Consider the following 11,686-nt stretch of genomic DNA (forward strand, 5'->3'; position numbering starts at 1 on the left):
AGGGAATTCATGATGGAATCTACTATATCTACAGATAAAATTAAGTTGCTTCTTAAGAAAATAGACGAATTGGTTGATATTGAAAATAAGAAAAAGGGTGGCGCATTCGCTGTTGCTGTGACCCACGGTAATAAAACCATTTATCAGCGCCATATTGGAAAGGCTAATATTGAACATACTGTTGCTATAAAACCTAATACTAAATTCTATTTGGCGAGTGTTTCAAAGCAATTCACCGCTTTTTGCATTGCCTTATTGGAGAAAGAAGGAAAGCTCTGCGTCAAGGATAAAGTTGGGCAATATTTGGATTATTTTCCCGCAGAATTCTCTGATATTACCATTGAGCATCTTATTCACCATACCAGTGGAGTACGGGATGAATCTTTACTTTATCGCCTTGCAGGTAAAAACTCGCGTTTTGATTACCATCATATTGATTTGATAAGAAAACTGACGCAGCGGCAACGAGCACTTAATTTTACGCCTGGGGAATATTATGCTTATAGCAATACGGGCTATCATTTGCTGGCAGAAATCGTCAGCGTGGTTTCAGGTAAATCATTGAGAGAATATGCAGAAGAAAATATTTTCGCCCCATTAAAGATGAAAGATACCTCTTTCTATGATGATGTCACAGAGATTATTTTTGATCGGGCGATGGGTTACACTTATAACGAGAAACCGCACCGGTGGGCAAGGTATGATCTCAATGGTTCCGTGGTAGGTGGCACAGGGGTTTATTCTACGGTGAATGATTTGTGTCGCTGGATCAGAGCATTTTATTCGCCATCTATTGTTCAGGAGCTGTTGCCTCAATTATCTCGTACACCAGATTTAACCAATGGCAATCGCAATAACTATGCTTACGGTTTGATTATCAGCCAACGAGAAGGGCAAAGAATAATACAACATGATGGTTCCTATGCTGGTTTTAAATCTGAAGTTTGTATTTTGCCTGATGCTAAATTAGGGATCGCGATTACCTCTGCAACAAATGTTAATGTTATTCAATGGATTGAACAGTGTCTTGATATGTTGTTTAACACGAATATAATTGAACCGGAAAAACCATATTGTCTAACCTGTGATATCGATATCACAGGTATTTTCAGGGGGACAGAGCCTTATCCTTATATTATTACTAAGGAAGATGTTTATTTATTGGGTAATTTATTCGGGAAAGGCAATCCGATTACTTTTAACTCTGACTGTTCATTCCAACAGCAAGGAAGTAAGACCCTATTCAGACCTATCATTGAAAATGACAGTGTTATTGCATTGGAACAGATTGATGAAAATGGCAATATTTTTCATTTTAAAAAGATGACTGATGACGGTGGTATCGATATTCAGCTATTGTCAGGGAATTATTATAGTCATGAAATAGAAGCAACAATGACTATTTCTACTTCTGGAGATGGAATTTATATTGATGGGATTACTTATCCTGGGAATAAAGAAGCCTTGCGGCGGGTTTATAGGAATAGCTATTTCTCTCCAAGCACTGAATTTGTTATCGATTTTGAATTGGACTTTGATACGAATAAACTCCATCTCTATATCAATGATTGGGGTTGCTGGAGGGTAGAATTTGTCGCAGTTTAATTTATAAAGTGATAAGTCAGAATGAAGAACGGCATTGTTATAGCAGAATGGAATTAATGCTATTGAGGGCCTAAAAATATTCCTTATTAGATGCACTTTTTTCCAGGCAGAACTATGATATTTATGTTCTGTCTGTTTTTTGCAAACATCAGCTCCCGTAGTTACTTTATATTGCCCTTTATATATTAAATGATAACCATTATCACTTGGATGTTTCCTGTTTACGTCTTACAGTACTGCCTGTATATATATATTGCTATCAGGTCATATATATATGTTCTGTTTTATAACCTTAAAATAAGGAAATTCATGATGGAATCAAAGATATCTACTGATAAAATTGAATTATTTCTCAAGAAAATAGACGAACTGATTAATATTGAAAATAAAAAAAAGGGTGGCGGATTCGCTGTTGCTGTGACCCACGGTAATAAAACGATTTATCAGCGCCACATCGGAAAGGCTAATATTGAACATACTGTTGCTGTAAAACCTAATACTAAATTCTATTTGGCGAGTGTTTCAAAACAATTCGCCGCTTTTTGCATTGCCTTATTGGAAAAAGAAGGAAAGCTCAGCGTCAAGGATAAAGTTGGGCAATATTTAGATTATTTCCCCGCAGAATTCTCTGATATTACCATTGAGCATCTTATTCACCATACCAGTGGATTACGTGATCAATTTTTACTTTATAGCCTGGCAGGTAAAAATTCAGCCTTTGACCACCGTCATATTGATTTGGTGAGAAAACTGACGCAACGGCAACAAGCGCTTAATTTTACGCCGGGGGAATATTACCTCTATAGCAACACGGGCTATAATTTACTGGCGGAAATAGTCAGCGTGGTTTCAGGTCAGTCGCTGAGAAAATATGCAGAAGAAAATGTTTTTGCCCCATTAAAGATGAAAGATACCTTTTTCTATGATGATGTTACCGAGATTATTTTTGACCGGGCAGTGGGGTACTCCTATAACGAGGACTCGAGCCGATGGATAAGAGAAGATCTCAACGATGCGGTGGTAGGAGGTTCGGGGCTGTATTCTACAGTGAATGATTTGTGTCGCTGGATGAGAGCGTTTTATTCGCCATCGATTGTTCAGGATCTATTGCCTCAATTATCTCGTACGCCAGATTTAACTAATGGCAATCGTAACAATTATGCTTACGGTTTTGCGATCAACCAGCGTGAAGGGCAAAAGATAATACGACATGATGGTGGTTATGGTGGCTTCAGATCAGAAGTTTGTATTTTGCCTGATGCTGAATTAGGTATTACTGTGACTTCTGCAATGAATACTAATGTCTCTAAGTTTGTTCGACAATGTTTTGATGTATTGTTTAATCCCAATGGTACTAAACTAGAAAAACAGCCTTGTCGGACTAGTGATATCGATATTACGGGTATTTTCAAAGGAATACAACCTTATCCTTATATTATTACCAAAGAAGATTGCTATTTATTAGGTAATTTATTCGAGAAAGGTAATCCTATTATCTTTAACTCTGATGGAACATTCCAAGAGGAGGATGGGAAAATTCGGTTCAGACCTGTTATTGAAAATGACAGTGTTATCGCATTGGAGCAGATTAATGAAAATGGCAATGTTTTTTATTTAGATAAGATGATTGATGATGGTGGTACCGATATTCATCTACTATTAGGATATTATTATAACCACGAAACAGAAGCTGTGCTCACTGTTTCAGCCTCTGGTGATGAGCTTTATATTGATGCAATTATTTCTCCTGAAAGAAAAGAAGTTTTACATCGGGTTTATGGGAATAGTTATTTTTCTCCTAGCACAGAGCTTATTATTGATTTTGAATTGGACCCTGACACGAATGAACCTTACCTTTATCTCAGTAATGGTCGTTGCTGGAATGTAGAATTTGTCGCATTTTGATTGAGATGACAGTAAACACACATTGATAACAGTGTTGTTCTGGCAGGATGGTCATATTCATATTCTGTCTTATTACATTGTATTATCAAATTGTATATATGTGCTATGTTTGTATAACTTTAAATAAGGAAAATAATGATGAAATTGACGATATTTAGAGATAATATTAAATCTCTTCTTAATAAAATAGACAATTTAATTGATGTTGAAAATAAGAAAAAGGGTGGAGCTCTCGCGGTTGCTGTTACCCACGGAAATGAAACCATTTATAAGCGCTATATCGGGCAAGCCAGCATTGAACATTCTGCTGCTGTAACCCCAAATACGAAATTCTATATGGCGAGTGTCTCAAAACAATTCACCGCTTTTTGTATTGCTTTGCTGGAAAAAGAAGGAAAGCTCAACGTCAAGGATAAAGTTGGGAAATATGTGGATTATTTCCCAGCACATTTCTCTGATATTACCATCGAGCATCTTATTCATCATACCAGTGGGTTACGGGATAAATATGTCCCTTATGGTTTGGCAGGTAAGAACTCAGATTTTGACCACCGCAGTATAGATTTATTGAGAAAACTGATTCAACGGCAACAAGTACTTAATTTCACGCCGGGAGAACGCTTTCGGTATACCAATACGGGCTATAATTTGTTGGCAGAAATCATCAAAGTGGTTTCAGGTAAATCGTTAAGAGAATATGCGAAAGAAAATATTTTTATTCCATTAAAGATGAATAATACCTCTTTCTATGATGATGTGACTGAGGTTATTTCTGACCGGGCGATAGGTTATGTCTATAACGAAGATGTAAATCAATGGATAAGATCGGATCACAACGATTCAACTATAGGTAGTGCGGGGCTGCGTTCTACAGTCAGTGATTTATGTCGCTGGATGAAAGCGTTTTATTCACCATCGATTGTTCGGGATATGTTGCCTCAATTATCCCGTACACCAAATTTAACCAATGGTAATCGTAACAATTATGCTTACGGTTTGATGATCAGCCAACGTGAAGGGCAAAAAATAATACGGCATGATGGTTCCTATGGTGGTTTTAAAGCTGATGTTTGTGTTTTACCTGATGTTAAATTAGGTATCGTGATTACTGTTGCAACAGGTATTAATACCGTTGAATTTACTAATCAATGTCTTAATGTATTATTTAACACTGATATGACTGAGCCAGAGCATTGCCGAACCAGTAATATTGATATCACCGGTATGTTCAAAGGGGAAGATCCCTATCCTTATATTATTACCAAGGAAGATTGCTATTTATTAGGTAATTTATTCGAGAAAGGTAATCCGATTATCTTTAACGCTGATGGAACATTCCAAGAGAAGGGGGGAGAAATTCGATTCAGACCTGTCATTGAAAATGGCAGTGTTATCGCATTGGAACAGATTGATGAAAATGATAATGTTTATTATTTGAAAAAGATGACTGATAAAAGTGATATTGATATTAAGCTATTGTCAGGTCGCTATTATAATCACGAAACGGAGTCGATGATAAATATTGAAGCATCTAGCCATGATCTTTATATTGAAGCGGTTATCTTGCCCGGAAATAAAGAGGTCTTACGGTGGGTTTACGAGAATAGTTATTTTCATCCCAGTACTCAACTTATTGTTGATTTTGAATGGGATTCTGATACGGATAAACCTCGCCTCTATCTCAATGATTCACGTTGTTGGAAGATAGAATTTATCCCGGTTTAATTGATAGGGTTGTAAATATGAGTTAAGAGCTGTGTTTTTCTGGAAGGATGAGGAGATTAGATTGAGATCATAAAGATATTTTCTATCTAATCTATTTATTTACAGGCAGAATTATTATGACGATATTCTGCCTGTTCGACATGATTGTGATATTCTAATTGCTTCATAGATTGTTTTTGGTTTATATTCCTATCGCTCTCCAATTCATGAAGAGTAAATCTTTTCCTCTAATTAGAGATACAATTTAGTTTTTATTACAATAGAGCGGGATAAATGTGTGATAAACAGTGAGTTATATAATATTGATTCATGTTTTCTAATCTGGTGTTAGGAAAATAGCTTAAATCATAATATACAGGGTCAAGTAAATAAAACATTTATATTCATCGAAGAAATTATATTGTTATGAATGTTATATTGCATTTTATAGGTGTAGTTAACGTTATTTTGAATAAATTAAAACAACAATGAATGGAAATATTTAATATGATTAATAAAAATAACACATATCTATCTGAGGATGATCAGATATCTTGTGATTTTGATTCTGAGGTCGTTATTGGGTTAGTTGGTGCTGTAGGAACGGATTTGGAAATAATTAAAGATTCCATAACACAGAAACTTAATGCGTTCAGGTATGATGTACAGGAGATAAGAATATCTTCTGAAATCATTTCGGTATTAAGAGATATTCCCTCAACAAGGGATAATTATGAAAGGATAAGTTGTTTAATGTCGGAGGGTAATTATTTAAGAGAAGCTAGTCAGGATAATTCTATATTGGCATTGGCCGCAGCAGCAAAAATAAATAAAGGAAGAGAGAAGAAATTTTCTTTTTCAATACCATCTTATAGGAAAGCATATATTATAAATTCGCTTAAGCATCCAGATGAGGTCAATACATTAAGGGATATTTATGCTAATGGGTTTTTTCTGATAGGTGTATATACAAGTGAGTTTCAGAGGATAAGAAATCTTACCGTCGATAAATGTATTGATGAAATAAAAGCTAAAGAGTTAATTAATCGTGATTCTAACGAGGGAAATAAATGGGGTCAGCATACCAGAGATACTTATGAGTTATCAGATTTCTTTATACATTATGATGGAAATAAAAATAAGACCGATAATAATATATGGAGAATATTAGACCTGATTTTTGGTAATCCATATGTTACACCAACTTTTGATGAATACGCGATGTTTATGGCTTTTTCTGCTTCGTTACGATCTGGAGATCTTTCCCGTCAAGTTGGTGCTGTATTAACAAAAGATAAGAATATAATCTCAACTGGGGCTAATGATGTGCCACGGTTCGGCGGAGGATTATATTGGCCTGATTATGTGGGAGATGTAATCGAAGATGCTGAAAATGGTAGAGATTATAAAATAGGCGAAGATTCAAACGCTAAACAGAAAAGATTAATTATTGAAGATATACTTAAAGATATTTTAGATGAGAAAAAGGAAATATTTAAGGAGTATCTCCTACAAAGCAAGATAAAGGATATTACTGAATATGGAAGGGTTGTTCATGCTGAAATGGAGGCAATCTTAGCATGTGCAAGAAGTAATATTAGCACTCATAATGGAATATTATATTGTACTACATTCCCTTGTCATAATTGTGCAAAACATATCGTTGCTAGTGGTATAAAACGAATTGTCTATATTGAGCCTTATCCTAAAAGTAAAGCTTTTGATTTTCACCCTGACTCTATTTCAATACCTGAAGAAGAGATTTCTGATAATAAAGTGATTTTTGAACCATTCGTGGGTGTTGGGCCTCGCTGTTTCTTTAATTTGTTTTCAACAAATTTGGGGATAGGATATAAAATAAAAAGAAAAAATAAGGATGGTAAAGTTATTAAATGGCATAGAAAAGATGGAAGACTTAGGATGCAGATGCTACCATTATCTTATATAGAAAGAGAGACAAGATCAGTGATTAACGTTGATAGATTAATTAAAGGGTTAAAAAAATGACTGAGAAAGAAGAGTTTTTGGCTTATGTAGCCGAAATGAAAAAAATAGTTGAGCAATGGCCAGATTGGAAAAAAGTTGGACTGAGAACTCCCCGTAACCTATTACGGGTATCTCGTAGAGATAATATTGTTCCTAATCCTGAGGGTTATACGACAGATGAAGCTAAAAATAAGTTGGCATAACCTATTATTATTTATTGGAAAATATGTAACCCGATAGGAATTTTTTCACTCCAGATTTATGTATTAATAAATCAACTAAAATAATAAATTAAAATTTTAGCTTAAAATGAGCCTGTATATATACCCAATGGATTCCAAGATGCATCGCGACGGCAAGGGAGCGAATCCCCGGGAGCATAGATAACTATGTGACCGGGGTGAGTAAGTGCAGCCAACAAAGAGGCAATTTGAAAGATGACGGGTATAAAGTTGTAGTCAATTGCTTGAATGTGGCTTCATCTAAATAAAGTAACCCTTTATAGGGTTACTAATAAATACAGTTAATTACTCAAACCCATTATTTACTTTCAAAAAATGCTCGCCTTAAACCTAATTCCAGACCACGAATTTCTGCCAAACCTTTTAATCGGCCAATACAGGAATAGCCGGGATTAGTCTGTTTTTTTAGGTCATCAATTATTTGATGGCCGTGATCAGGGCGCATAGGTATCAAACGGTTATCTCCAGCCGCCTTACGGCGATATTCTTCATGCAGGATTTCCATCACTACGTTATACATATCCACATCACCAGTCAGATGAGCGGCTTCATGGAAAGTTTTGTTGTTTTCTTCCCGTTGGGTGGAGCGCAGGTGAGTGAAATAGATTCGGTTGCCATAGCGCTTAATCATCTCAACCAAATCATTATCACCACGAACACCATAGGAGCCGGTACACATCGTAATGCCGTTAACCGGGCTGGGTTCAATGGTTGTGAGCCATTCAATATCTTCAATAGTGGAAATAATACGTGGTAAGCCCAGAATAGGACGAGGTGGATCATCCGGGTGAATTGCCAGACGTAAACCATACTTTTCACATACAGGAACAATCTGGTGCAGGAAATAAGCCAGATGCTCACGTAGTTTATCGTGGGTAATATCTTTGTAGCGATCCAATTGCGCCTGAAATTCTGCTAACGTATAACCCTCTTCGGCCCCCGGTAGACCGGCAATAATATTTGCAGTGAGTTTCTCAATATCAGCAGCAGACATATTGTCATAATAGGCTTTTGCTTGAGCTTGCTCTTCAACGGTGTAATTAGCCTCTGCATCAGGCCGTTTGAGGATATAGATTTCAAATGCGGCAAAGGCAATTTGATCAAAACGCAGGGCTTTAGAACCATCAGGGAGCAGATATTCAAGATCGGTACGTGTCCAGTCCAGCACGGGCATAAAATTATAGCAGACGGTATCAATGCCACATTCCGCCAAATTTTTCAGCGAAGTTTTGTAGTGATTAATCCATTGCTGATAGTGACCGGTCTGGGTTTTAATCTCTTCATGAATAGGCACACTTTCAACAACTGACCAGATAAGCCCCTTATTTTCGATGAGAGTTTTACGGGCCAAGATTTCGTCTTTGCTCCAAATATGTCCGTTAGGAATATGGTGCAATGCGGTAACAATGCCGGTTGCACTAGCCTGACGAATATCATCTAAAGAAACAGGATCATTTGGGCCGAACCAACGCCAGGTTTGTTCCATTGTTATCTACCTTTGCATAAATTCAGAATGAAAAACAGTTACCAGAATAACTGGATATAAAAACTTACTTATTAATTATTCCGTTAAATTAATTACGCTTCTTTGCTATTTCATAGGGATATGAATTAAAGAGATAACCGTCGAAATAGGGATCGTCAACATCAGACAATTCCAGTAAACGTAATTTCACATTTTCCAAATGTTGCCACATTGCTTGTTTGGCTGCTGCCGGATCTTTCTTGATCATGGCGGATAAAATGATCTGATGATCATGCAGCCATTCTTTACGATAATCTTTATCACTAATTCGGGAGTGTAGCTTCTGCCACATGGGGTTATTTTCCCGCCATGCCCAAGATTGTTTAAGCAGTTCAACCAACATGCTGTTATGGGTGGCTTCCGCAATCGCCAGATGGAATTCTCTGTCACCGGATTCATCTTCACCGGAGGCCAAATCTTCGAATTCTTTTTGTAATGCTTGACGCATGTTAGCTATGTTATTTGGTGTCACTTGCATGGCGGCAAATTCGGCAATATTACTTTCCAGTAATTGGCGAGCTTGTAATAGCTCAAAAGGCCCTGCGGCGTTAACGGAGCATGAAGAGGAAGTTGGCAGGTGAGGGCGGTTAATAATATAGATGCCGGAACCTTTGCGGACTTCAATCAGGTTTTCTAGTTCGAGCATAATTAATGCCTCACGCACAACCGTTCTGGAAACTTCTAGTAATTCAGCAAGTTCTCGCTCCGGTGGTAAGCGATCCCCGATACGATATTCCTGGTTGGTAATCATCTCTCTTAATGAGATACCGACTTCTTGGTAAGGACGTTTTGGCTCAAATAAATGCTTCATGGTGTCACTATTGTTGTCATGATTATCGATGGTATTGTATGGATAATAGTCAAAAACAGAAGTTGGTCAACCAAAAATGCCGTTTAAGGGTGAAGGCCATTTGGCCTTCACCAATGATTATCTGACTGCGCGGATGCGTTCTACCATACGGTAAAGCATTGGATCGCTTTTCTTAATGTCGTCGTACATCGGTTTGACAGCTTCTTCAAACGATTTTTTATCCACATCGACGAACTTAACGCCAATTTTTTCTGCATTCTGACGTTCTTTCTCCTCTGATTTTTCCCATAATTTCGTCATATATTGAGAGGAGTTAATGGCCGCATTGATGAGAATTTTTTGTTGTTCCGATGACAGCTTATTTAGCGATTTATTAGAAATAACAAGGATGTCTGGCACCATCGTATGTTTATCCAGTGAGAAGTATCTGGCAACCTCACTGTGACGGCTCAGGCTAAAAGAAGGAATATTGTTTTCTGCGGCATCTACCACACCCTGTTGTAGCGCAGTATACAGTTCGCCGTAAGCTAGTGGTGTTGGGTTACCGCCTAAATTTTTCACCATCGAAATAGCTGTTGGGCTAGGCTGAACCCGAATTTTCATACCTTTCAAATCCGCTGGAGTACGGATAGGTTTTTTGGCGTAGAAACTGCGAGCGCCTGCTTCATAATAGGTTATGCCAATAAAGCCACGGTTTTTGCTGGATGTCAGAATCTCTTTGCCAATCTCGCCGTTTTTAATTTTTTCGTAATGGACTTTATCGCGGAACAGATAAGGTAAGTTAAAAGCAGAATAAGCGGGCGAAAAAGCTTCCAATTCCGCAGCGTTAGATTTGACTAAATCCAGTGCACCATTTTGCATCAGTTCCATTGATTCCCGTTGGTTACCCAATTGTGCGTCTGGATAGATCCGAATACGAACATCACCATTCGTTTTTTGGCGAACTTCATCAGCAAATTGCGTCATTGCCTTGTGCACTGCGTGATCGCGGTTATGGTTATGGCTGAGTTTTAATGTTGTGACTGCCATAACTTGTGATGCGCTTAAGGCGAACATCGCACCAATTACAGTAGATAAAATACGCTTAGAATTGTTCATTGTTCGTTCTCCAATTGTTGTAAACAGGTTACGGGCACAACTGAACTGACGGCTAAACCATAAGCATCACTTCGGATTTCGTCAAAAAGTAAAAGTGATTTGGTTGACCAGTGTCACAAAATAATCGGGTAAACGGGTGAACCAATCAGTTTGTGATCCCGCTCACTGGATGTTTTTTTGACCTGGATCTTATAATCCAAGCAACGTAAAGCTTCCTTTACTGATTTTGGTCAGACAGTTTGCCTATTTGGTCAATCAAATAGAGCATACGTTGAGGCCAATAAGGATAAAGCCCCGTGAAAAACCTTGTGTATTGCCTCAATAAAGGTTTGGCATTTTTTACCGTCAGTCTTTTCGTTTTTTTGGTGTTTTGTGTCACATGGCAGGTGGTTTCCCGCTATGTGTTTGGTACGCCGAGTACAGTAACGGATGAACTTGCCCGTTATCTGTTTATGTGGCTTGCCGTGATTGGCGCGGCATATACCACAGGTCAACATCGCCATTTAGCTATCGACCTGTTAACGATGAAACTTAAGGGTATAGGCAAAAATAGTGTGGGTTTGGTTATCCAGGCCGCGATCGCGCTGTTTGCTTTGATCGTGCTGGTGTATGGCGGATCGGTATTGGTGATCTCAACCCTTGAAACCGGACAAATCACCCCTGCGCTAGGACTACTGATGGGATATGTCTATTTATGTCTGCCAATCAGCGGTGTTCTGATGATTTTCTATGTGCTGGTAGACATTGTTGCTCTTATTCGGAATTTTTCAGGTAAAGACACGGTTATTTCTGAAAATCATTAAAGTCACC

Annotated in this window: 9 protein-coding genes; 6 read left to right on the forward strand and 3 right to left on the reverse strand. The window is 37.7% G+C overall.

Annotated features, from left to right (window positions below; all coding sequences use genetic code 11):
* Positions 1 to 9 precede the first annotated feature (9 nt).
* The 5 genes from KZ793_RS11730 (at position 10) to KZ793_RS11750 (ending at position 7,403) form a co-directional block, all read left to right on the forward strand.
* The gene (locus tag KZ793_RS11730; protein WP_225815507.1) at positions 10 to 1,605 is read left to right on the forward strand and encodes a serine hydrolase domain-containing protein; all 1,596 of its coding nucleotides are present in this window, start codon (positions 10 to 12) and stop codon (positions 1,603 to 1,605) included.
* Positions 1,606 to 1,914: 309 nt separating this feature from the next.
* Positions 1,915 to 3,510: a serine hydrolase domain-containing protein gene (locus tag KZ793_RS11735; protein ID WP_225815508.1), complete on the forward strand. Its 1,596-nt coding sequence runs from the start codon at positions 1,915 to 1,917 to the stop codon at positions 3,508 to 3,510.
* Between the two features lie 135 nt (positions 3,511 to 3,645).
* Positions 3,646 to 5,235 carry a serine hydrolase domain-containing protein gene (locus tag KZ793_RS11740; protein WP_225815509.1) on the forward strand — a complete coding sequence of 530 codons (1,590 nt, stop codon included), beginning with the start codon at positions 3,646 to 3,648 and terminating at the stop codon, positions 5,233 to 5,235.
* Between the two features lie 486 nt (positions 5,236 to 5,721).
* Positions 5,722 to 7,221, forward strand: coding sequence for an anti-phage dCTP deaminase (locus KZ793_RS11745; RefSeq protein ID WP_225815510.1), 1,500 nt, complete (start codon positions 5,722 to 5,724; stop codon positions 7,219 to 7,221).
* Positions 7,218 to 7,403, forward strand: coding sequence for a hypothetical protein (locus tag KZ793_RS11750; RefSeq protein ID WP_225815511.1), 186 nt, complete (start codon positions 7,218 to 7,220; stop codon positions 7,401 to 7,403). Before KZ793_RS11745 ends, KZ793_RS11750 begins: the two co-directional genes overlap by 4 nt.
* 337 nt (positions 7,404 to 7,740) lie before the next feature.
* Here KZ793_RS11750 and uxuA read toward each other — a convergent pair whose 3' ends face one another.
* The 3 genes from uxuA to KZ793_RS11765 form a co-directional block, all read right to left on the reverse strand.
* Positions 7,741 to 8,928 carry a mannonate dehydratase gene (gene uxuA / locus KZ793_RS11755; protein WP_225815512.1) on the reverse strand — a complete coding sequence of 396 codons (1,188 nt, stop codon included), beginning with the start codon at positions 8,926 to 8,928 and terminating at the stop codon, positions 7,741 to 7,743.
* An 88-nt stretch (positions 8,929 to 9,016) separates the two neighbouring features.
* Positions 9,017 to 9,778: an FCD domain-containing protein gene (locus tag KZ793_RS11760; RefSeq protein WP_225815513.1), complete on the reverse strand. Its 762-nt coding sequence runs from the start codon at positions 9,776 to 9,778 to the stop codon at positions 9,017 to 9,019.
* 117 nt (positions 9,779 to 9,895) lie between these two features.
* Positions 9,896 to 10,876 carry a TRAP transporter substrate-binding protein gene (locus KZ793_RS11765; protein WP_225815514.1) on the reverse strand — a complete coding sequence of 327 codons (981 nt, stop codon included), beginning with the start codon at positions 10,874 to 10,876 and terminating at the stop codon, positions 9,896 to 9,898.
* 296 nt (positions 10,877 to 11,172) lie between these two features.
* Between KZ793_RS11765 and KZ793_RS11770 the strand changes: the two genes are divergently transcribed.
* Positions 11,173 to 11,679: a TRAP transporter small permease gene (locus KZ793_RS11770; RefSeq protein ID WP_225815515.1), complete on the forward strand. Its 507-nt coding sequence runs from the start codon at positions 11,173 to 11,175 to the stop codon at positions 11,677 to 11,679.
* The last annotated feature ends 7 nt before the right edge of the window (positions 11,680 to 11,686 follow it).

Origin of the sequence: Photorhabdus antumapuensis, assembly GCF_020387775.1 — a bacterium.
Classification (GTDB): domain Bacteria; phylum Pseudomonadota; class Gammaproteobacteria; order Enterobacterales; family Enterobacteriaceae; genus Photorhabdus; species Photorhabdus antumapuensis.